At 55.3% G+C, this 1,859-nt stretch carries 3 protein-coding genes; 2 read left to right on the top strand and 1 reads right to left on the bottom strand.

The genetic code is table 11. The features are described from left to right. Positions 1-525 (top strand): RHS repeat-associated core domain-containing protein (locus MBSD_RS15735; protein ID WP_484502474.1); only part of this gene is annotated, 525 nt, incomplete at its 5' end. A gap of 180 nt (positions 526-705) precedes the next feature. Then, positions 706-1,485, top strand: coding sequence for an IS1595 family transposase (locus tag MBSD_RS07100; RefSeq protein ID WP_201797464.1), 780 nt, complete (start codon positions 706-708; stop codon positions 1,483-1,485). A gap of 176 nt (positions 1,486-1,661) precedes the next feature. Here the strand turns inward: MBSD_RS07100 and MBSD_RS07095 are convergent. Then, the coding region (locus tag MBSD_RS07095; RefSeq protein ID WP_148667830.1) for an integrase core domain-containing protein at positions 1,662-1,859 on the bottom strand (198 nt) is incomplete at its 5' end.

Raw genomic sequence — 1,859 nt, 5'->3', positions numbered from 1 at the left:
GACCCGGAGACGGGGCGGTGGACGGCGAAAGACCCAATAGGTTTTACCATTCGCGCAACGGCGTTGCACAGCTATGCAGCCAATGATCCAGTCCAGTTTATCGATCAGACAGGTCTGGCAATTTGGACGGGGACTTATCTTCAGGGTGGCGCTGGACTGGGAGCAATACAGGGAGAGATTTACAGATTTTGTCTGACGACTCGCTGCAAAGATGGCACCAAGATAAGCATTGTCGTGCAAGCATGGGGTGCGGGATTTGGATTGGGCCTGCCAGCGTCTTATACAGGAGGGCAAGTTTGCTTTGACGACGGAAGTGCAGGAGCGCCTAATCCTGATGCGTTCAATGGTGAGTTTATGTCTCTATCTGCGAGCATAGCTGCGGGCGGTGGCTATAGTCTTGGAACTTTGCAGGCGGGAAGCGCCACATCGGAAATGGGTGGGGCACCGATAATGGGGTTTACGGAGGGGGTTGGAGCAGATCTGTATGGAAGATCTAGGATTATTTCGATATCCCGCTGGAGATGAGGATTTCAATGGACGCATTGTTTATATCGTCATTTGCCATAGCATACGTGCTGAGCCAACTATTTCTCGCCTTTGCTTCTGAGTCTTTAAGGAAAGAGGTTCGCAAATACTGCCCTGAGAACGAGAGTTTCTTTTTGGTAATTCCTAGCCAAACCGGACCAAATCCAAGAGGATTTGGTCATGAAGCGATGCCCGGCCTGTGATGGTTGCAGGCACTACCGGTTGGCGGACGGTCGGTTCAAGTGTCGTGCCTGCGGCCGGCGTTTTAGCTGGACAAGCGCCTGGGATTCGGTGCGTTTGGCTTCGGCAACGAAGCATCGGCTGCTGGCGCTGTTCGTCCTCGGCGTGCCGTCCTATCGGCAGCGGTTCCGTCGCGATGCCAGTGCCCAGGCACGCGAACGCTTCTACCGGCTGCTGCGGGCCTGCTGCGCCCAGGTCGAGCAGCTACGCGAGCCGTTCGAGGGGGCGGTCGAATGCGATGAAACCACGTTCGGTGGCGCTCGAAAGGGCAAGCGTGGCTGGGGTGCGGCCGGCAAGGTGATCGTGTTCGGACTCGTCAAGCGCAACGGCCGGGTCAAGGCGATGCCGATCCCGGTCCACGACCGGGTGTCGATCATGCGTGAGATCGAGGCACACACCCGCGAAGGAGCGCTCTACTACACCGACGAGTGGCAGGCCTATGCCACGTTGAAGCTGCGCGGCGAGCACGTGATGATCCGCAAGGAGAAGGGAAAACCGGTCGGGCGCGATCACATCAACGGGATCGAAGGCTTCTGGAGCTATGCCAAGAACTGGCTGTACCCGTACCGCGGTGTCCCCCGGCAATACTTCCATCTCTACCTGGCCGAGGTTTGCTACCGGTTCAATCAGCGGGAGCAGGATCTAAAACCCTTGCTCCACAAGCTTCTCAGGCAAACTTCGATTCAGGAACTACGTTCAACTTTGGTCCGGAAAAGCTAGGAATTACCTTCTTTTTCGGGATAGGATATCGACGGAATTTTATTACTTGGACAAGGGTGCGTTTCATCAATCTCTTTAGTAGATCGGCAGATGAATTATTAACAAGCGCAACATTTAAGGAGTATCTAGGAATTTTGAGAGTGTGTGCCGTGATTAGTTTGCTTTCAATTGCGCTTCTAATATTCGCGATACTTCGAGCTGCTAGCCGCTAAAGCGTACGCCTCGGCGGGTGTTTTCATGCCCAGCGCCTGGTGCTGGCGCCGGTGGTTGTAGAACTGGATCCAGTCGGCGATCACGCGGCTGGCGTGCTGTTGGGATTCGAACCGGTGCGGGTCTGTCAAACGAACTGTGTAACCTCGGTTTTCACAGCGCGC

The sequence above is a fragment of the Mizugakiibacter sediminis genome, assembly GCF_000953855.2.
Taxonomy (GTDB): Bacteria; Pseudomonadota; Gammaproteobacteria; order Xanthomonadales; family Rhodanobacteraceae; genus Mizugakiibacter; species Mizugakiibacter sediminis.
Note: the sequence above shows the minus strand (reverse complement) of the source record. Positions and strands in the feature narration are given on the sequence as shown.